Genomic DNA, 18723 nt, shown 5'->3' with positions numbered 1-18723 from the left:
ATCTGAGTTGGGGGGACCCGCCGTCCCCCCAACTTCTGCCTTCCACCTGCTTAGATAGGGACAGATTGGGCCAGCAGCTGCTCAACGCCATCTTCATCGGATCCATCTACGCCCTCTTCGCCGTCGGCTACACCCTGGTCTTCGGGGTGCTGGACATCCTCAACCTCGCCCACAGCGCGGTCTTCATGTTCGGCGCGGCCATCACCTATTCGCTGGTGATCAACCACGGCCAGTCGTTCTGGGTCGCGTGCGCCATCGGCATCGCCGCCAGCGCGCTCATGGGACTGGTGATCGAGCACGTGTGCTTGCGGCCGCTGCGCCGCCGCAGCGCGCCGCCGATCGCGGCGCTCATCTCCACCATCGGCCTGGCGCTCATCATCGTCGCGGCCATCGAACAGGGGCAGCCGGGCGCATTCCTTTCCTGGATCTGGGTCGACGGCGCGAACTCGGTGAGCTTTCCACCGGGCACGATCCCCAACCCGACCTGGCACGTCGCCGGCCTGACCATCGAAGCCAGCAAGATGGCGATCATCCCGATCTCGGTCGCGCTGATGCTCGTGCTCGGTTACGTGATCCGCTACACGCAGGTCGGCCGCGCCCTGCGCGCGGTGGCGGAGAACCCGCGTGCCGCACGTCTGATGGGCCTGGACGTCGACCGCATGATCTCGCTCACCCTGGTCATCTCTTCCGCTCTCGGCGGGCTGGCCGGAATCCTGTTCGGCGTCGCCCTGGGCGACATCAGCCCGTATATCGGACGCGACAACGTCGAGATCCGCGGGTTGGCGGTGATCGTCCTGGGTGGCATGGGCAGCATCCCCGGTGCGGTGGTGGGCGGCTACCTGCTCGGCTTGATCGAAGTGGCCGCGCTCGTCGTCCTGGGCAGCAACGCGCGCGCCGGCGTCGCCTTCGCCGCCCTCTTCCTGATGCTGGTGCTCCGCCCGCAAGGACTCTTCGGCGCTGAGCTGCGCGAGAAGATCTGATGGATTTCCTCATCCAGCTGTTCACCGACCCGCTCGCTTTCTGGAACTCACACACGCTTCTGATCGCCCAGGTCGGGATCAACAGCATCCTCGCCTCGTCGATGTTCGTGGTCCTCTACTCGGGTCAGCTCTCCCTCGCCGCGCCCGGCTTCATGGCCATCGGCGCGTACACCTCGGTGCTGATGGAGCTGTACTGGCACACACCACTCGCGCTGAACATCGCCGTCGGCGTGCTGCTCGCCGGCGGGGCCGGAGTCCTCATCGGCCTGCCGGTCCTGCGCCTGCGCGGCGTGTTCCTCGCCATCGCGACCATCGGGTTCATCGAGGCGCTGCGCCTCGGGGTGATCCTCAACCTGCCGATCACAGGCGAAGGCCTCGGGCTCAAGAACCCGCACGCCGACCCGCTGGGCGGCATCAACCTGGTTCTGGTCTCGGTGGTGGTGACCATCTTCCTGGTCTGGAGGCTCACCAAAGGCCGCCTGGGCAGCGCCTGGGCAGCCATTCGTCAGGATGAGCTGGCGGCGCTCAGCCAGGGCATTCACGTCGCGCGCTACAAGATGATCGCGTTCATCCTCAGCGCGGTCCTGGCGGGTTTCGCGGGCGGCTTGGAAGCGCACCTCAACTTCTTTGTCGACCCTGGAGATTCGGAATATGGAGTCACGCGCGCGATCCAGATCCTGACCTTCGCCATCCTGGGTGGGAGCGGATACGTCCTCGGACCCGTGGTCGGAGCGCTCTTCCTCACGTCACTGCCGTATATCTTCCAGCAGGCCCACGACTACATCGGCGTCGTCAGCGGGGCGTTCCTGATCGCGGTCATCGTGTTCCGGCCGCAGGGCATCGTCGGCCGCGGCGGCCTGGCCCTGTTCAGACCTCGCTGGTGGCCGCGCAGGCAGGTCCGTGCTCCTTCGCCTGGATAGCGTCCAGCGCCACTTCGGCGGCGTGCGCGCCGTGGACGGAGTGTCGCTGGAGGTGGAGCAAGGATCGATCCACGGCCTCATCGGCCCCAACGGCGCCGGCAAGACGACGCTGGTCAACATCGTCACTGGCTATGTGCCCTTTCAGTCGGGCCACGGGTGGCTCGAGTCGGACCAGCTGACCGGGCTTCCGGCCCATCGCATCGCCGCCCTGGGGATCGCGCGCACGTTCCAGAACATCCGTCTCTTCAAGGACCTGACCGCGCTCGAAAACATCCTCGTGGGCATGCACACACGCCGCCGTGACGACACCCTGGCGCAGGTCGCGACGCTGCCGCTGTTCCGCCGCGACCAGCGCGGCCGCATCCACGAAGCCCACCAGCTCATGGACACGGTCGGTCTCGCCGCCAGGGATGTCGGCGCTCGAGCCGCCGGCACGCTCCCGTACGGCGATCAGCGGCGCCTGGAGATCGCTCGCGCCCTCGCCCTCCGGCCCCGCCTCCTGATCCTCGACGAGCCGGCGGCGGGCATGAACCCGTCAGAGAAGCAGGGGATCCGGGAGCTGATCGAGCGCCTCAACGCGGACGGCCTGACGATTCTGCTCATCGACCACGACATGCGCCTGGTCATGGGCGTGTGCAGACGGGTGTGTGTCCTCAACTTCGGGCGGAAGATCGCGGACGGCACCCCCGAAGAGGTTTCCACCGATGCGGGCGTGATCAAGGCTTACCTGGGCACCGGCGGCGAACGTGAGGTCTCGAGCGCGCCCGGCGCGAGCGGCGTCGACGAGGCGACCGAGGTGGTCGAGGCGGCCGCGGTGAGCAAGCCGGCGATGGAGCCGAAGCAGGCGATCCTTGACGTCCACGAGCTCAACGTCAGCTACGGCGCCGTCAACGCGGTGCGCGGCGCCTCGCTCCGGGTGGCGAGCGGCGAGGTGGTGGCGCTCATCGGCGCCAACGGCGCCGGCAAGTCGACCATCCTCAACACCCTGTCCGGCCTCATCCGCACCACCTCCGGGACAGCGATCTTCGACGGCCTCGACCTGACCACCGCCAAGCCGTCCACCATCGTCCGTCACGGGCTGGTGCAGGTGCCCGAAGGACGCGAGATACTCGCCCGCCAGACGGTGCTCGAGAACCTGGAGCTGGCCACCTGGGCTCGGCCCAACGGCGGTTCCGTGCGCGCGGAGATCGAGGCGGTGATGAAACGCTTCCGGATCCTGGGTGAGCGGAGGGCGATGCGGGCGGGCACCCTGTCAGGGGGCGAGCAGCAGATGCTGGCGATCGCGAGAGGCCTGCTTGCCAAGCCTCGCCTGCTGCTGCTGGACGAGCCGTCGCTGGGGTTGGCGCCGCAGCTGATCGACGAGGTGTTCGCGGCGATCGAAGAGATCCATCGCGAGGGCACGACGATCCTCCTGGTGGAGCAGAACGCATTGCGCGCGCTGGCGATCGCAGACCGGGCATACGTCATCGAGACGGGCCGGATACTGCTGACCGGGAGCGGAGACGACCTGCTGCACAACCCGGCGGTGCGCCGCGCCTATCTGGGCGGATGACCGCTCGCCTGAGAACGTGAGCGAGGCCTGTCTAAAAATAAAAAACCCCGGGTCCAAGGACCCGGGGTTCGTTTCGTCTGACCTTAGAGGGTTCGGACGCTCTTCGCGCGCGGGCCCTTGGGGCTCGCCTCAACCTCGAAGGAGACCTTCTCGCCACCCTGGAGGCTGTCGAAGTCACCTTCGGTGCCACTCCTGTGGAAGAAGAATTCCTTTCCGTCCTCGGCTGCGATAAAGCCGAAGCCACGGTCCGCGACAAGTTTCTTGATGGTGCCTGTAGGCATTTCCATCTCCTATGTTTCTCGAACTGGGGCCAACTCAACTCGGCGGGCCTGTTCGAGAAAACGGAGCCTGCGGTGAGCGCCAGCACTGTGCCAGCTAAAGGAGTATACCCTACAACGGCAGTTTGTAACGTCTACCCTGCAACGGAGCGACGAGCCCGCGACTGATCGACCTCGGTGAGATGCCGCTTGCGCAACCGCAGATGCTTCGGCGTCACCTCCAAAAGCTCGTCATCGGCAAGGAAGTCGAGCGACTGCTCCAGGCTCAGCCTGCTGGCCGGGGTCAGCCGCACCGAGATGTCCGATGTCGACGACCGCACGTTGGACTGCTTCTTCTCGCGGCATACGTTGACGCGGATGTCCCCGGGCCGCTTTTGAATGCCGACGATCATGCCCTCGTACACCGCCTCGCCCGGCTCGATGAACGTGGTGCCGCGCTCCTGCGCTCCGGCGAGGCCGTATGTGAGCGACGTGCCGGCGGAGGACGCAGTGAGGGCGCCGTTGCGCTGCTCACGAAACTCTCCCAGCCACGGCCGGTAACCGATGCCGATCGAGCCCATGAGGCCGGTGCCCGCGGTCAGCGTGAGGAAGCTGTTGCGGAAGCCGATCAGGCCGCGCGTCGGGATCAGGTACTCGAGCCGCACTCCACCTCTGGCGTCATAGCTGATCTCGATCATCTCGCCGCGGCGCTTGCCGAGAGCCTCGGTCACCGCGCCGAGGTTGGGCTCGCGCACGTCGACCGTCAGCCGCTCGACCGGCTCCATCCGCTGCCCGTTGATGATCTTGACGATGGCCTCCGGCCGCGAGACCTCGAACTCGTAGCCCTCGCGGCGCATGGTTTCGATGAAAACCGCCAGATGCAGCTCTCCGCGACCGCTCACCAGGAAGTGCTCGGCGGCATCGGTGTCTTCGATGTGAAGGCCGAGGTTGACGTCGAGCTCCTTGTACAACCTCGCACGCAGCTGCCGGGTGGTGGAGAACTTGCCCTCGCGACCCGTGAACGGTGAGGTGTTGACGCCGAACGTCATCCTGACCGTCGGTTCGTCGATCTCGATGCGCGGCAGCGGATCGGGCGACTCGGGATCGGCGAGCGTATCGCCGATGGCGATCTCCTCCAGGCCGGTCAGCAGCACGATGTCGCCGGCGCTGGCGCTCTGCACGGCGACTCGGTCCAGGCCGCGATACACCAGCACCTGCACCACCTTCACCCGCCGCGCCTCGCCGGCCGCATCGAGCACGGCGACGGCATCGCCCGGCGCGACGCTGCCGCGTGAGATGCGGCCGATCGCCATCGTCCCGGTGTAGTCGTCGTAGGCGCGGTTGGCGATCAGCATCTGGAACCCGCCGGGCTCGGTGACCGGAGGCGGGATGTTCTCGATGATCGTCTTGAACAGCGGCTCGAGGTCGGCCGCCAGGCTGTCCACGTCCAGGCCCGCCCTGCCTTCCTTGGCGATCGCATACACCACCGGCGCCTCGAGCTGATCCGCATCCTCGGCCAGCTCGAGGAAGAGGTCGTGGACCTTGTCGAGCGCGATCTTGGGCTCGGCGTTGGCGCGATCGACCTTGTTGATGACGACGATGATCCGCAGCCCGACCTCGAAGGCCTTGCGAAGGACGAAACGGGTCTGAGGCATCGGGCCCTCGGCGGCATCGACGAGCAGGAGGCACCCGTCCGCCATGTTGAGGACACGCTCGACCTCACCGCCAAAGTCGGCGTGGCCGGGCGTATCGATGATGTTGATCGTCACGTCCCCATGGCGGACCGAGGTGTTTTTGGCCAGGATGGTGATGCCCTTCTCGCGCTCGAGATCGTTGTTGTCCATGATCAGGGTGCCCACCTCCTGGTTCTCGCGGAAGGTGTGGCTCTGCTTCAGGAGGGCGTCGACGAGCGTCGTCTTCCCGTGGTCGACGTGGGCGATGATCGCCACGTTGCGGATGTCATGTCGAACTTTCGTCAGGGTCATGGGAAGGGCAGCAGGCCACTATACGAGCCGCGAGGTTCCGGCTGGTGGACGGTCGCGTCCGGTGGAGGCCTAGGCTTCGACTCGAGCGGCTCGCAGCGGGGCGCCGACCTCGTTCAGGAAGCCGAGCAGCTCCCGGTACGACTGCGAGAACGACGTCTCGTGGTAGTCGATCCCACGCTCCGCACAGAACTGCATGACGATCGGCTGCGCGCGCCTCATGTTGAGCCGGGGCATGCTCGGGAAGAGGTGGTGCTCGATCTGGTAGTTGAGCGAGCCGTACCACAGGTCCGTGATCGGGTGACCGCGGATGTTGCGGGCGGTGAGCACCTGAGTACGCACAAAGTCCAGCCGGCTGGTGCTGTCGGTCTGCGGCATGCCCTTGTGGTTGGGGGCGAAGACTGACGCCATGTACGCGCCGCCCACGCCTTTGTGGATGAGCACGACCAGCAGGGCCGACCAGGGACCAAGGAAGTAAAGCATCGCGCCCAGGTAGACGGCCGCGTGCGCGATGAGAAGTCCGGTCTCCAGGCGCCGGTACCGCGAGGGCCCCCTCACCAGGTACGTGGTCCCGGTCACGTGCATGCTCCATGCCAGAAGAGTCGTCAGTGGAAAGAAGAGGTATGCCTGGTACATCGCTGCCAGCCGGCCGACCCCGCGTCGGGCGAGGGCATGATCCATGGTGTAGGCGATCGCACCCACCTTGATGTCCGGGTCGAGGTCGACGTCATTCGGATTGCCGTGATGCAGGTTGTGCTTGTGCACCCACCAGCCGTAGCTCATGCCGAGAAGGAGGTCGGCGGTGAGCAAGCCGACGAGCGCGTTCTTCCAAGCCGCCGCGAACATCTGACGGTGGCCGGCGTCATGGAGCTGGAATCCGAGCTGTCCCGTGACGATCGCAAGGCCTATCGCAGCCAGCGCCTGGACCCAGATCGAGGTGACCGCGAACAGCGCCACAAGACAGCCGACCAAAAGGATGAGATTCGTCGTGATGCTGAGGGCGTAGTAACCCGGTCGCTTCTTCAGCAAACCCGCATCCTGGATACGTCGCTTGAGAACCGCGTAGTCGCGCTGATTGACGGCACCCGTCTCCATGGGCGGCGCCGGTGCCTCTGCAGTCAAGATCGCCAACCTAACAGTTCTTGAGCTGGGACGTCGATGTGAGGCGATGGCCATACCATCTGGGGACGTGTCAGCCTCTGGCGCCGTTCGGACGCGGCCGCTCTCGCTGCCCGGCGTGCTCGTGCTCGTGCTCGTGCTCGCTTCGATCGCCTCCCCGTGGTCGATCAGCATCCCTCCGGCTCATGCCGCCTTGAGCTTCGGCTTTCAGACCCCCGCGTGCTGGCTGGCCGTCCTGGCCCTGATCGCCGCGGCGTTCGTCGAGCTTCGCGCGGCGGTGATCGCGGTCGCGGTGGCGGAAGCGGCGCTGATCGCCTGGTTCGGCTGGGCGATGTGGGTCGTCACCACGCCCCGCTTCGCGAGCCTCGGCTTTCCATTCGTCGGCACCGACCTCATCGGTCCAGGCTGGTACGCGGCGGCTGTCGCGCTGCTGCTGGCGGCGGGCGCCGTCGTCAAGGGCCTGCTCGACCGCGAGACTCCAATCGGCCCCGGCTTCTGGCTGTGGACCGCGATCCCTGGTTACGGTTTGATCCGGCTCGGCCGCTGGAGTCGCGGTCTGACGTGGACCCTGCTCTTCTCGGCCGCTCTTTATTTCGCGTCCACCGACTCCCCGGACCCGACGCAGTTTGCGGAGTACGGCCGCACCAACAACGTCCCGCCGGCCCTCCCGCGCGACCCGGAGTGGGTCCTGCTCGGCCTCGCGGCCGCGCTCTGGGCTCTGAGCATCGGCGTCACGATCGCGCAAAGGAGGCGCGCCGGCCGCAACTGAATTCCAGCTCGGGGCCCTTGCCAACCGCGGGACTTTAGGATTGAATTGGCAGTCGCTGCCGCCCTTGTCGCCTTTTCCGGAGGGGCCGATGGGGATCTTGCTGACTTTTCATCAGTCATATCAGCCGGTGCTCGACAGCATCTTGCTGTCCGCCCTGGTCGCCGGGCTTCCGCTCTACGTCCTATTCGTCATGCTCGCCGTGCTCCGGCTGGCGGCCTGGCTGTCGGCGCTTGGCGCCATGCTCACCGCCGCCGTCCTCGCCTGGTTGGTCTGGGGCATGCCCTTCGGCGTCACGGTCGGCACGGCCACCGAAGGCATGGCCTTCGGCCTGTGGCCGATCAGCTGGATCGTCCTCAACGCCGTCTTCTTCCATAACCTGACGGTCGCCAGCGGCGACTTCGACGTCATCAAGCGCTCGCTGACCCGCCTCACGGTCGACCGCCGCTTGCAGACCCTCCTCGTCGCCTTCAGCTTCGGGGCGCTCCTCGAAGGGATCGCGGGCTTCGGGGCGCCGGTCGCGATCACAGCTTCGATCCTGGCCAGCCTCGGTTTCGAACCGGTGACCGCCGCCGTCCTGGCGCTACTGGCCAACACCGCACCCGTGGCCTTCGGCTCGATCGGCATCCCGGTGGTGACCCTGGGCGCCCTGGTGGCGCCGATCCTCGGCCACAAGGACCCGACTTCGACCACCCTGGCGCTGTCGGCCATGGTCGGCCGCCAGCTGCCGCTGTTCTCGATCCTGATCCCGGCCTACCTCATCGTCGTGCTCGCCGGCTGGAAGCGGATGCGCGAGATCCTGCCCGCTGTGCTGGTCACCGGGATCTCGTTCGCCGTCGTCCAGTTCGTGATCTCCAACTTCGTCGGCCCGGAGCTGACCGACATCCTCGCCGCGCTGGTCTCGATGGGCTGCCTGGCCGTGCTGCTGAGGTACTGGCGGCCGGCCGAGGTCTGGCGGTTTGCGCACGAGACGGCGGCCGGAGGCCCGCGTCGAGTGGCCGGCGGCGCCGAGACCGGCACGAGCCCGGCACCTCCATTCGATCGCGTGGATTCAACGGGGCGGGTCCTGCGCGCCTATTCGATGTACCTGATCCTGGTCATCGTCATCCTCGTCGGCCAGATGGGCAACCTGCCCTTCTTCGCGGGCCATCCGGTGGGAGACGTCAAGACCGCCCTCGCCGCGCCGGCCAACGTCACGGCGGACCTGAAGTGCGGCACGCCGAGCTTCAAGCTCTGCCCGGAGCCCTGGCTCGGGCCGCTGCCGGCCCACGACCGCCAGGCGTTCAAGTTCCCGGACTGGAACTTTTACTGGCCCGGCACATACGAGATCAAGAAGGGCAAACCCGTCTCCCTGATCTTCCGCGAGAAGCCGATCGTCTCCAAGTCGACCGAGTACCCGCTGACATTCGATTGGAACTTCCTGGCCGCGGCCGGCTCGCTGGTCCTGTACGCGGTATTCATCGCTTTCCTGCTGATGAGGCTCCGTGGCTCGACCGTGAACTTCCTGACGGTGTACGCCAGGACGGTTCGCCAGCTGGCGCTCCCGATCGCGACGATTGCCCTGATCCTTGCGATCGCGCAACTGATGAACTATTCGGGCATGACCTCCAGCCTGGCGATCGCGTTGTCGAAGACCGGGTTCATATTCCCGTTCGTGGCGGCGTTCCTGGGCTGGCTGGGCGTCTTCCTCACCGGCAGCGACACCTCCTCGAACACGCTGTTCGGCCCGCTCCAGGCGCAGACCGCGCAGCAGCTCGGCAACGTGAGCCCGATTCTGACCGCCGGCACCAATTCATCAGGCGGGGTCATGGGCAAGATGATCAGCCCTCAAAACCTCTCGGTCGGAGCCGCCGGCGTCAACAAGGTCGGCTCCGAGGGCGAGATCTTCCGGCGGGTCATCGGCTACAGCCTCATCCTCACCAGCGCGGTCGGCGTCGTCGCGATGATCGAGGCTTACGTGATTCCCGGCATCATCCCCACGCCTTGAGCCCGGGGACCGGCTCCGAATTCAACCCAGGCTGGGGGCCCGGGCCAACAGACCGCACTGGTGGCCAGAGCCTCCATCCAACCCAGGGCGCTAGTCCCCCTCGATCCCACGCAGAACGTCCGCCCGCTCGTGAACTAGGGCGATGATCCTCTCGATCTGGCGATTCGCTAGGGAGTGCGTCTCGATCCAGCTCACAGCCGCGGACAGGCGCTCCTCGACTCGGTCCGCCAGACGAGCGAGCCGACTCGCGTACAAGCGCACCGAAAGATCAAGCTTCGCCATCTCCTTGCGCCAGTGGACTGGCTGAATCGCTCTGGGATCGAACATTCCGTTGATTGAAGTCGCCATGTCTTTGGTCAGATGCCCATAGACGTGGGTCGAGAGGAGGTCATAGGCCGGCGCCAGTCTGACACCGTCTTGATGAAGGATCGAGAAATTCTTGGCGTGGGCATCTGAATTCCCGATCAGATAGTTGAACGCAATGCGGTCGATGAGCTCGGGGACGTCATCAGCTACATCGACTGACCACCTGTTGAGGAGCGAAACGTAGCGGCCTGCGTCCGGGCCGCCATCCTTCTCGTACTTGAGTCGCCCTGGGACTCCGAGAGCCTGGCAGAGGTCTTCCTGATGTATTCGCTCTACCTGAGCATTTCTTGAAGCTCGGTCGTATCGGCTAATCAGCAATGCGGGATCGCCGCCGATGTCGATGACGCTGACGTCAGGCGCCGCGATTCCAGACTCGCGGGCAAGCGTCATGCAGAAGCCCTCGTTTGCGACGAGCCCTGGATAAGCCAATTCGCGGCCGCGGCGGCCGCGGCGTTCAGAAGATGAGGGCTTAAGAATGTGCGTTGAAGGTGTTGTGCCTCTGGGCAGCCCTATCCGCTCTCCGTCTCGAACAACCGCCATCTTGTCTTGGGCTCCCGCCAGGCTTATGCGGATGTCCTCTCCCGGTTCGACTGCGAGCGGCCTGGTGGCGAGTTCCGAGACCGTCTCAGCTAATTGGTCGGCGTTAAGCCATTCCACGCCCTCATGACGCGCGGCCTCGAGATCAGTGCCCTCAGGAACGATCGAGTACGCCCCCGCGCAGTCGCGGCCGATTTCGCGGAGAAAGCCAAATACGTCATTCGGCTCAAGCCGCAGACGAACAGCGAGGCGATCACGCGCGGATCCCTCGGGAAGCAGCCCTTCAAAGAATGGAAGAAGTTCAGACTGTGTATACGGCGCTTCGCGGACCGGAAGAGACGTGCTGATCACCGGTAGCTCCGCTCGTGACTTGACCAAATCGGGCTGGTAGATCAACCGAAGCTGATCGTCCCCGTTGCGTTCAAGGGTCGCCACAAGCTCAGTGGTGCGCGTCACCCACAAGCGCTCAGCTACCACCGGCACCCTCCCCCGAGGTTCGCTCATAATCCCGGCTCCGCGAGACAACCTCCAAGTCGAGCGACAAGGTCCGGAGCAGCTTCAGAACCGTATCCAGGTTCACGGTTCCTCGGCCTTCTTCCATCTTCTGGACGGCGCTTCGAGCTACGTTCGCGCGCTGAGCCAGCTCGATCTGAGTCATTCGTTTGGCACGTCGCGCGCTTCTCAGCGCTCGTCCCAACTCGCGCGGTTCGAAGACCTTACTCTTCATGCTTGCGATCGCAAGCATATCAGGTTCTCGTTCAGGTTGCTTGTGATCGCAAGCATCTGGCTCTGATCGGTAGGATTGCTTGCGATCGCAAGCGCGAACCTCAGGTTCGATTCGACGTCAAGCTGGTGACCACGGCCATCATGCCGACCCTCGCGCTTCAGCCGGCTAACTTCAGCCAACCCCGCCGTTCAGCTGCTGCTGATCGTCGTGATTGCTCCGATCCGAGGTCTGCTCTGGATCGCGACCAGCGTGAGGGCGCCGGTGTCTCTCTCAAGTTGGGTGCCTGAGGCCCAACGGACCGAACATTGTTTCGTAGCGCAGAACCGTGATGATTGGGTTAGTACCAGTCGACAAAGTCGCTAAAGTTGACAAACTCGCGATCGAATGCTAAATTGCGCCAATGGCAACGGCGATCCCGACTCTGCTCAACGTACGTGAGACTGCACGCCGGCTCGGCGTTTCCGAGGCTACCGTCCGGAACTGGGCTAACCGAGGTGTGCTGCGAGCTGGCCGCCTTCCGGGCTCTGGCTTTCGACGCTTCGACGTCGGCCAGATAGAGCGTATGCGGCAGGAGATGCTCACCCAACTAGCGCCGTTCGATGAGGGCCCCGTGATTGAGCGACGGGCACGCGGCCGAATCGTTCGCGGGGACGACGACTGACGCTAGAGTTGGCCGGTGCCGGAGATCCGACCCGCCGACTCGGCGTATTACGAAATACGGATCCCGCTCCTGAGCCAAGGCGACATCTTCCGAGAGGTTCCGCTCGCGTACCCGGTCCCCGGGCAGATCGTTGAGGAGCAGACGAGCGGCGGTGTGCGTCATTTTCTGGCCGGTCCTTTGGAGATCGGGCCGGCGATGCTCATCACGCCAACCTGCTCCATGCGCGCGCAGAAGGAACCAGGAAAATACGCGCATCCCGTGCGCACGCTGGTTCCGATCATGCCGATCGAATGGGCGCTTGAGAAAGGACAACTGACAGCAAGCTCGGGCTAGCACGCAAGTACGACGGCCTGATCAACTACATGTACCTTCCCCACAACGATGCCAGCGGTCTGCCCGAGAGCCTAGCTCTCCTGTACATGCCCGTCACGATGCACCACGACATCATTGACGGCCTACGAACGACCCAGCTCGCTGTCGAAGGCGCTCGCCAACTCCACCGCAAGCTGGTGTGGTTCGAAACCTCGTGGCAGGAACCGCGCGCGACGTTCGCCCCGGCACTCGACTAGAAGTAGACGCTTCGCTTTGCGGGCTGTTCGATGCCCACCGACCTAAGGGCAGACCTCACATGCGAGCCAGCAGATCGGCTTTCTTTGCCGCGAACTCCTCATCGGTGAGTAGCCCGTTGTCGCGCAGCTCAGCAAGCTGCTTGATCTTGCCGGGAATATCCTCAACTGGGGGCGGGCTAGGTGCAGCTATCGACTGAGAACCGATTCCGCGACGCTCCCTTGCGGCACCGGACGCATCTTGAAGTTTCTGCGCGAGACCCGGTGCTTTGTCAGTCTCAAAGACGAGAGCCAATCGACGGGCGCCGTCATCGTATTCAACGTTCAGATACTGGTGGTGATGGCCGGCTTGCTTCTTCCAAGCGAACGCGAACACCCCGACTGCGAGCAACCGAGTTGCCGTGACACGACGCTCGATTTCGTTCTGTGTCTGAGCCACGGCGGAGACACAGGCAAGGTCGTACTGCGCTTGCTTGAAGCCGGACCGTAGTTGCAAGAAGTCACCAGAGAGCGAAAGCCCCTGGGATACGCAGCCGACGGTGACCGGCGTTCCATCCGATAGGACTAGCAGTCGATCCGACCGGCAATCGGGTCGCTGGCGATTGGCGTAGCGGACCAGCTCGCGGCGCAGCTGCCGGCTGACCGGCACGCGCCGGAATTTCGCGCCTTTGCCGCGCTTGATCTTCAGGAAGGCGGCGTCGCCGTCGTCCTCGACGTCGTCATTGGTCAGGGCGCAGAGCTCGCCGACTCGCATCCCGGTGCCAAGCAAGATCCCAACCGCGATCCGCGGCCAGCCCTCGCTGGTCGCGTCCAGGACGGCGGCAAGCTGCTGCTGGCTGAAGCTCTCCTGGAAGTGGCCGTGCAGGCTATTGTCAGCGATGCCGCGCTCCAGCTCCTGGGCCAGGTAGCGCTTGAACTCGAGGCCAGTCAGCTCGGCCAGGGTCTTGGCCGAGCCGTAGCGCTGGTACCACTCCATCTTGTGCGCGTACCAGGCGATCGTCCGCTGGCTGCGGCCGCGAACCTGGAGCTCGAGCAGCCATTCCCGGACCAGGGGCTCGATCCGGTAACGGCTGGCCAGCTCGGCCTCCGGATGAGGCAGGGGTGCCGGCAGGGCGAGCTCGACAGTTTCCGGAGCGGCCCGGACCAACCGCTCGGGGACCGCCCGCGGGCGGCCGCCGAGACCCCGCGAGGCGCGAAAGGCAGGCCATCGGTTTTTGAATAGCGCATCGGTTTTTGGCTTCTGGCTGGCGAAACGGACACTTTGGGGACACCTCCCTTTACTGGCGCCTTCAGCACCTGGTTGCCGAAGTCCTGAAGACACCGAAACCCGGCCCAAAGGACCGGGTTCCGAATTCAATTTAGCCTTGAGGCGCCTTCCCAGAAAGCACCGTAACGATGCCCCCGCAGCCGGTCGTTACAGCTGCATGGTGCCGAGAGCGGGAGTCGAACCCGCACGTCCTTGCGGACATCGGTTTTTGAGACCGACGCGTCTGCCTGTTCCGCCACCTCGGCGATGCCGTAACGAGCCACGACCATACCATTGGGCAATGCGAGTCGCCCTGATCCCGTGCTTGGCCGTCCTCATCGCCGGCTGTGGACCGTCGCTGGCCCCCTCCGCCGCGGGATCCCCGCGGACCGCGCAAAGCTCGGTCGCGTCGGCCCCCAGGGTCGAGCCGCCGCCGGTATCCCCGCCGGCCGCCCCAGGCACCAATCTGCCCTCGTTTGCCTGCGCCGACACGGGTGGCGGCAGGACCGGGGTCGCCAACGCCGTCGCCGCCAGGGTCGCCGCGCAATCCGGTTTTGACCGCTTTGTGCTCCAGTTCGACTCGAGCGTGCCCACGTACACGGTCAAGCGCCAGGCCAAGCCGGTCTTTGCGAACGGAGCCAGCGGCCAGACGATCACCCTCAGCGGCAACGCGGGCGTCCTGGTGCAGGTGCACTCCGCCACCGGCACGAGCACCTTCACCGGCCCCACGGCCTTCACCCAGCCCGAATATCTCGTGCTCAACGAGGCCCGGCTGACCGGGGACTTCGAAGGCTACGTGTCGTGGGGCTTGGGCCTGAGCCGCGCGGCCTGCATGCGCACCTTCACGCTCGCCGACCCGCCTCGCCTGGTGGTCGACTTCCAGACGGCCTCCGGCTAACCTTCCCCGGCGATGGCCGTTCAGCCACCGCCGGCCCCGGTCGCCACACAGCAGGCACTGCCCCCGGGGGCGCCGCCAAAGTCCGGCTGCTCCGGCCGTGGCTGCGGCTGCGGCTGTCTGGTGGCATTGCTGCTGGTGCTGTTGCTGGGGGGAGGCGGCGGCTACTACTTCCTCGTCGTCCGAGCGCAGGCCGGCGTCCCGGCGCCCGCGGCGCTGGTCATCTTCAGCCCCGCCGTCGACGTCGGCGACCACGACTCCAACTACAGGGCCGGCGTCGCGGGCCAGCAGCTCAACGCCGGCAACTCGGTGCGGTCAGACCAGCACGGCCACGCCGCCATCCAGTTCCCCGACGGCTCCTACGTGCGCCTGTCGCCCGGCACGACCGTGACGGTCACCGCCGCCCAGCTCAAGCAGGACGGCACGCTGCAATCGGCGGGCGTGGTGCAGAAGGTCGGGCGAACGTTCTCGAACGTGCAGCACCTGGTCGGCGGCGCGAGCTTTCAGGTCGGCGGCCACTCCGTGAGCGCCTCGGTCCGCGGCACCCAGTTCGAGGTCCTGGTCCGAGCCGACCACTCCAACCTCATCAAGGTCTTCGACGGCACGGTCACGGTCAGCGGCGCCACCACCGCCACGATCCACGCCGGGCAGCAGATCGAGGCCGACGCCAACGGCAAACTCTCCAACCCGCGTCCGATCCAGCCCGAAGTGCGGGATCCCTTCGCCCTCTCAACCCAATGCACCCAGGCGGCCTTGGCCGGCAACAACGCCGGGACCGTGCAGACGGCGAGCGGAGACAACCTCACCACCGGCCAGACGGCTGAGAGCGACTACAACTCTCCCGGCGGCGACCTGAGCCTTGCCTTCTGCTACCCGGGCAGCTTGATGAGCGTGATGGTCACCGATGCCAACGGACGGGCCCACTTCAAGCAGGGTCCGCCGCCGATCGTCCTGAAGATCGCCAACGGACCGCCCGGCCTCTACAGGGCGATCGTGCGCGCCCTCAACCTACCGTCAGGCGGCGAGCCCTACTCGATCAGCTTCGCCACCGACGCCGGCTGCGCCGCGGGCAACGTCGACAGCGGCACGGTGGTCCGGCAGACCCTGAGCAACGCCGAGATCGCGCAGGCGCTGCAACGGTCGGGGGCGACGGGAGTCACCCTCCAGGTGCTGGGCACCTCGGCCACCTCGGCCCGCATCCACTACCACTCCAACCTCGGCGGCGTCCCGCTCGCCTGGACGGTGGTCTTCTACGCGGCAACGCCGAACCTGGGGGCGGTCATCAGCCAGGTCGCCGTCCAGGGCATCAACGTCACCACCGAAGTCGTCTCCAGGCTGACCTCGGCCGCGGCACGTCCATCACCTCGATCCCCTCCGACTTCATCGTCGACCGGGTCTACTCCTGCAACGGCGCGGGCGGGGACATGATGGTGATCGAGGGCCACCGGTGAGCGCCCAGGCAAGCGACGTAAGCGGGCTGCGTTAGGCAATCCTTGAAGTATCGTTCCGGGGCAGCATGGCAGCCGTAAAGGCCCGAACGCCGCCCAAGCGTCGAGGCGGCCGCCGCCTGCTCATCGTGCTCACGGTCATCGCGCTGCTCGTGGGCGGAGCGATTTTCTGGCTCGACTCGGTCGCCCAGGCGGCGGTCAACGCGGCGGCCACGCTGACGGTCTTCCAGCCTGCGGCGTCTGTGGCGCGCGACGGCGGCGGTTACTCGACGGCGGCGACCGGCGCCCTCGTCCAACCGGGCGACTCCGTCAAGACCGACGCCAAGGGCCGGGCGTCGATCCAGCTCCCCGACGGCACGCTCACGCGGCTGGCGAGCAACACGGAGATCACCCTGACCTCAGCCCACTTCTCCAAGACCGGCAACCTTCACGACGTCCGGCTCACCCAGAAGATCGGCCGCACGCTGACCAACGTCCAGCGCCTGGTGGCCGGCGCCAGCTTTCAGGTGGCCGGGCAATCCGCCGTCGCCTCCGTGCGCGGCACCAGGTTCGAGATCCTCGTCAACGCCGATGGCTCGATGCTGGTCAAGCTCTTCAACGGCGAGCTGGACTTCGACGGCAAGAATCACGTCCACCTCATCGCCGGCCAGCAGGCCCTGGCGGACCCACAGGGCAACATCGGCAACCCGGGCCCCATCCAGCTGGATCCCAGCGATCCGTTCGGGCCCGCGCTGGCGGCGTCTGATGCGTCGAGCGCGGGGACCACGCCCGGCACCGAGCAGGACTTCATCGGCGCGCCCCTCCACAACGGCGAACAGCATCAGTACACGTACAGCTACGCCGGCGGCGGCCTGGTCAAAGCCGCGCTCGGCTATCCCGGCAGCGCCATGCAGCTTCGGGTCGAGACCCCTGACGGCCAGAAGTACACCGGCAGCGGCCCTTCACCGATCGTCGTCGTCGTCAACAACGCACCGGCCGGCATTTACTCGATCGTCGTGATCGGAGTCAGCGGGCTGGGGACCGACGGCGAGGAACCGTTCCTTGCGGTGGCCGCAGTGGAACCGTGCGTCTCCTCCAACATCGACCAGAACGGCGCGATCCGGCGCGGCTACACATCAAAGGAACTGGTGGGCGCGATCATGGTCAACGGCCTCTCCAATCTCAACCTGACGGTCACCGGCGACACGCTTGCGGGAGCGATCGTCACGGGCACCGGGACCTACAACGGCGTCGGGTGGACGGGCTCGGTGGTGCTCGTTGCGAGGGGCGGTCTGATCGAGATCACGGCCGTGGGCGGGACCGTGTTCGGATTGAACGTTCCCGCTCAGCAGATCGTGCAGCAGATCGGCTCGGCGGTCGGCCAGGACCCGTCAAACCTGAATCCAGGTTTCGTCGTCGACCGCCTGTTCACGTGCACCGGCGTCGTGATGATCGACGGCCGCCACGGCTGACAGAACCCGCTCCCCGCTCATCGCCTGCGCGGGAGGTCGGTGCTCAGGGCTGGCCGAGCAGGTGGTGCGTGAACCGCATCAGGATGGATAGGCCGGAACCCTCCAGCAGCCACGCCATCTCAGCCGCCCCAACCACCAGCACCAGCACCGCGCTCAACCCGATGCTGCCGCGGTGCATGACCGGCTGCAACCAGTGAACCGGGGCGGGATCGCCGCCGGGAGACGTGATCGTGCCCTCGAGGCTGTCGAGCAGGGCGCCCGCGGTCGCCGGCCGGCGAGCCGGATCCCGGTCCATCGCGTTCTGAAGCACGGAGGCGAACGGCGCCGGGAGGTCGGGCACGACGTCGAGCACACTGGGCGGGGTTTCGTAAAGGCGCCGGCTCAGAGTTTCGATCCAGCTCTTGGAGGAGAACGGACGGCGCCCTGTCACCGCTTCGAAGATGATCGCGGCGAACGAGTAGACATCGGCACGGCCGTCGACGTCGCGTCCGACCAGGCGCTCCGGCGCCACGTAGTCAGGAGCGACCGGACCGCCCGCGCCCGGACCGCCCGCGCCCGGACCGGTGTTGAACGAGGCGACGGTGGCGAGACCGAAGCCCGTCAGCAGCGTGCGGCCGTCGTCCGCAAGCAGGATGTTCGCCGGCTTGACGTCGCAGTGAGTGGTCGCGCGCGAGTGCGCGTAGTCAAGCGCGCTTGCAATCGGCCGCAGCAGGGCGATCACGCCGAGCGGCTCGTATCGATCGCCGGCTCCGAAAACGTCGTCAAGCGTGCGGCCGGCGACCATCTCGGTCACCAGGTACGGAGACCCGCCGTCGTAGGCCAGCTCGTACAGCCGCGGAATCGCCTCGTGCTCGAGCGACGCATACGAGCGCAGCTGGAGCAGGAACCGGCGCGAGAAACTCACATCGCGCGCGACGCTCGCGCCGATGGTTCGCACCGCGACGCGCCGCCGCAGTCGCGGATGCTCCGCCTCGTACAACGAGCCGAGGCTGTCGGTCTCGAGCTCCCGCAGCACGCGATACCCGCCAACGTGTTGGTGGCCGTTACTCTCGACCTTGGGCTGGGAGCCATTCCGCTGCGGACCTTCCTGTCCCACGAAACTTGAACTTTAGGCCACGGGCCCCGGATCAGGTGCAGGGCGCCTACCCGGAAGCCGCCCCGCAGCCACGGGCACCTCTGGTGTCGGCGAGAGGATTTGAACCTCCACGCCCTTTCGGGCACCAGCTCCTAAGGCTGGCGCGTCTGCCATTCCGCCACGCCGAC

Annotated in this window: 17 protein-coding genes and 2 tRNA genes; 10 read left to right on the top strand and 9 right to left on the bottom strand. The window is 66.1% G+C overall.

What is annotated here, in order from left to right:
* Positions 1 to 2: 2 nt before the first annotated feature.
* The 3 genes from EPN29_00205 to EPN29_00195 are packed head-to-tail and all read left to right on the top strand — an operon-like array spanning position 3 to position 3452.
* Positions 3 to 980, top strand: a complete 978-nt coding sequence (locus tag EPN29_00205) for a branched-chain amino acid ABC transporter permease (GenBank protein ID TAN35084.1) — start codon at positions 3 to 5, stop codon at positions 978 to 980.
* Positions 980 to 1900, top strand: a complete 921-nt coding sequence (locus tag EPN29_00200) for a branched-chain amino acid ABC transporter permease (protein TAN35083.1) — start codon at positions 980 to 982, stop codon at positions 1898 to 1900. Before EPN29_00205 ends, EPN29_00200 begins: the two co-directional genes overlap by 1 nt.
* The gene (locus tag EPN29_00195) at positions 1893 to 3452 is read left to right on the top strand and encodes an ATP-binding cassette domain-containing protein (GenBank protein TAN35146.1); all 1560 of its coding nucleotides are present in this window, start codon (positions 1893 to 1895) and stop codon (positions 3450 to 3452) included. The genes EPN29_00200 and EPN29_00195 overlap by 8 nt, the downstream gene beginning before the upstream one ends.
* Before the next feature lie 83 nt (positions 3453 to 3535).
* Here EPN29_00195 and EPN29_00190 read toward each other — a convergent pair whose 3' ends face one another.
* From EPN29_00190 to EPN29_00180, 3 genes are all read right to left on the bottom strand, one after another.
* On the bottom strand, positions 3536 to 3733 hold the full coding sequence (locus tag EPN29_00190; protein ID TAN35082.1) for a cold shock domain-containing protein: 198 nt from the start codon (positions 3731 to 3733) through the stop codon (positions 3536 to 3538).
* Between the two features lie 131 nt (positions 3734 to 3864).
* On the bottom strand, positions 3865 to 5688 hold the full coding sequence (typA, locus tag EPN29_00185; protein ID TAN35145.1) for a translational GTPase TypA: 1824 nt from the start codon (positions 5686 to 5688) through the stop codon (positions 3865 to 3867).
* 75 nt (positions 5689 to 5763) lie between these two features.
* The gene (locus tag EPN29_00180) at positions 5764 to 6786 is read right to left on the bottom strand and encodes an acyl-CoA desaturase (GenBank protein TAN35144.1); all 1023 of its coding nucleotides are present in this window, start codon (positions 6784 to 6786) and stop codon (positions 5764 to 5766) included.
* A 94-nt stretch (positions 6787 to 6880) separates the two neighbouring features.
* Between EPN29_00180 and EPN29_00175 the strand changes: the two genes are divergently transcribed.
* Entirely contained in the window at positions 6881 to 7579 is a 699-nt protein-coding gene (locus EPN29_00175) for a hypothetical protein (protein ID TAN35081.1), read from the top strand.
* 88 nt (positions 7580 to 7667) lie between these two features.
* A complete protein-coding gene (locus EPN29_00170; protein TAN35080.1) occupies positions 7668 to 9563 on the top strand; it encodes an L-lactate permease in 1896 nt (631 codons plus the stop codon).
* Between the two features lie 90 nt (positions 9564 to 9653).
* Here EPN29_00170 and EPN29_00165 read toward each other — a convergent pair whose 3' ends face one another.
* Positions 9654 to 10970, bottom strand: coding sequence for a type II toxin-antitoxin system HipA family toxin (locus EPN29_00165; GenBank protein ID TAN35079.1), 1317 nt, complete (start codon positions 10968 to 10970; stop codon positions 9654 to 9656).
* Positions 10933 to 11211 carry an XRE family transcriptional regulator gene (locus EPN29_00160; protein TAN35078.1) on the bottom strand — a complete coding sequence of 93 codons (279 nt, stop codon included), beginning with the start codon at positions 11209 to 11211 and terminating at the stop codon, positions 10933 to 10935. Before EPN29_00160 ends, EPN29_00165 begins: the two co-directional genes overlap by 38 nt.
* A 382-nt stretch (positions 11212 to 11593) precedes the next feature.
* Here EPN29_00160 and EPN29_00155 point away from each other — a divergent pair, with 382 nt between their 5' ends.
* Positions 11594 to 11854 (top strand): helix-turn-helix domain-containing protein, encoded by a 261-nt coding sequence (locus EPN29_00155; protein ID TAN35077.1) that lies wholly within the window; start codon positions 11594 to 11596, stop codon positions 11852 to 11854.
* A 15-nt stretch (positions 11855 to 11869) separates the two neighbouring features.
* Positions 11870 to 12187 carry a hypothetical protein gene (locus EPN29_00150; protein TAN35076.1) on the top strand — a complete coding sequence of 106 codons (318 nt, stop codon included), beginning with the start codon at positions 11870 to 11872 and terminating at the stop codon, positions 12185 to 12187.
* A gap of 291 nt (positions 12188 to 12478) precedes the next feature.
* Here EPN29_00150 and EPN29_00145 read toward each other — a convergent pair whose 3' ends face one another.
* Positions 12479 to 13567, bottom strand: coding sequence for a hypothetical protein (locus EPN29_00145; protein TAN35075.1), 1089 nt, complete (start codon positions 13565 to 13567; stop codon positions 12479 to 12481).
* A 278-nt stretch (positions 13568 to 13845) separates the two neighbouring features.
* Positions 13846 to 13932 (bottom strand) — tRNA-Leu (locus EPN29_00140).
* A gap of 35 nt (positions 13933 to 13967) precedes the next feature.
* Between EPN29_00140 and EPN29_00135 the strand changes: the two genes are divergently transcribed.
* From EPN29_00135 to EPN29_00125, 3 genes are all read left to right on the top strand, one after another.
* Positions 13968 to 14564 (top strand): hypothetical protein, encoded by a 597-nt coding sequence (locus EPN29_00135; protein TAN35074.1) that lies wholly within the window; start codon positions 13968 to 13970, stop codon positions 14562 to 14564.
* Positions 14565 to 14576: 12 nt separating this feature from the next.
* The gene (locus EPN29_00130) at positions 14577 to 15989 is read left to right on the top strand and encodes a hypothetical protein (GenBank protein ID TAN35073.1); all 1413 of its coding nucleotides are present in this window, start codon (positions 14577 to 14579) and stop codon (positions 15987 to 15989) included.
* 88 nt (positions 15990 to 16077) lie between these two features.
* Positions 16078 to 17460 carry a hypothetical protein gene (locus EPN29_00125; GenBank protein TAN35072.1) on the top strand — a complete coding sequence of 461 codons (1383 nt, stop codon included), beginning with the start codon at positions 16078 to 16080 and terminating at the stop codon, positions 17458 to 17460.
* 43 nt (positions 17461 to 17503) lie between these two features.
* Here the strand turns inward: EPN29_00125 and EPN29_00120 are convergent, their stop codons facing one another.
* Positions 17504 to 18556, bottom strand: coding sequence for a serine/threonine protein kinase (locus tag EPN29_00120; GenBank protein ID TAN35071.1), 1053 nt, complete (start codon positions 18554 to 18556; stop codon positions 17504 to 17506).
* An 81-nt stretch (positions 18557 to 18637) separates the two neighbouring features.
* A tRNA-Leu gene (locus EPN29_00115) sits at positions 18638 to 18723 on the bottom strand.

Source organism: bacterium (assembly GCA_004299235.1).
Taxonomy (GTDB): Bacteria; Chloroflexota; Dormibacteria; order Dormibacterales; family Dormibacteraceae; genus SCQL01.
Note: the sequence above shows the minus strand (reverse complement) of the source record. Positions and strands in the feature narration are given on the sequence as shown.

Coding starts and splice junctions, on each gene's coding strand:
- EPN29_00170 (TAN35080.1), top strand. CDS start 7,668: ATGGGGATCTTGCTGACTTTTCATCAGTCATATCAGCCGGTGCTCGAC.
- EPN29_00200 (TAN35083.1), top strand. CDS start 980: ATGGATTTCCTCATCCAGCTGTTCACCGACCCGCTCGCTTTCTGGAAC.
- EPN29_00135 (TAN35074.1), top strand. CDS start 13,968: ATGCGAGTCGCCCTGATCCCGTGCTTGGCCGTCCTCATCGCCGGCTGT.
- EPN29_00190 (TAN35082.1), bottom strand. CDS start 3,733: ATGCCTACAGGCACCATCAAGAAACTTGTCGCGGACCGTGGCTTCGGC.
- EPN29_00180 (TAN35144.1), bottom strand. CDS start 6,786: ATGGAGACGGGTGCCGTCAATCAGCGCGACTACGCGGTTCTCAAGCGA.
- EPN29_00165 (TAN35079.1), bottom strand. CDS start 10,970: ATGAGCGAACCTCGGGGGAGGGTGCCGGTGGTAGCTGAGCGCTTGTGG.
- EPN29_00130 (TAN35073.1), top strand. CDS start 14,577: ATGGCCGTTCAGCCACCGCCGGCCCCGGTCGCCACACAGCAGGCACTG.
- EPN29_00125 (TAN35072.1), top strand. CDS start 16,078: ATGGCAGCCGTAAAGGCCCGAACGCCGCCCAAGCGTCGAGGCGGCCGC.
- EPN29_00160 (TAN35078.1), bottom strand. CDS start 11,211: ATGCTTGCGATCGCAAGCATGAAGAGTAAGGTCTTCGAACCGCGCGAG.
- EPN29_00155 (TAN35077.1), top strand. CDS start 11,594: ATGGCAACGGCGATCCCGACTCTGCTCAACGTACGTGAGACTGCACGC.